This is a genomic window from Paraburkholderia sp. SIMBA_054, from assembly GCF_046534875.1.
Classification (GTDB): domain Bacteria; phylum Pseudomonadota; class Gammaproteobacteria; order Burkholderiales; family Burkholderiaceae; genus Paraburkholderia; species Paraburkholderia hospita.
On the sequence record NZ_JAWRXV010001837.1, the window covers coordinates 1 to 231 of the forward strand.

The following is a 231-nucleotide window of genomic DNA, read 5'->3' on the forward strand; positions in this document are numbered from 1 at the left end:
GTTTTTCGTCGGCGCATTTCTCGCCGGATTGGGCGGTGCGCTGCAAGGGCCGCGTATGTCGGCAAACCTCTCGCTCGATCTGGAGACGATCGGCAATGCGTTCGTGGTCGTCGTGGTCGGCGGCATGGGTTCGATTCCGGGCGCATTCGTGGCCGCGCTGATCATCGCGGAAATCAAGGCGCTGTGCATCGGCATTGGACATGTGACGATTTTCGGCGTCGGCCTGTCGTT

General features: G+C 61.5%; 1 protein-coding gene. It reads left to right on the forward strand.

The genetic code is table 11. The features are described 5' to 3' along the window. The coding region (locus SB822_RS61395) for an ABC transporter permease subunit (protein ID WP_410859705.1) at positions 1-231 on the forward strand (231 nt) is incomplete at both ends.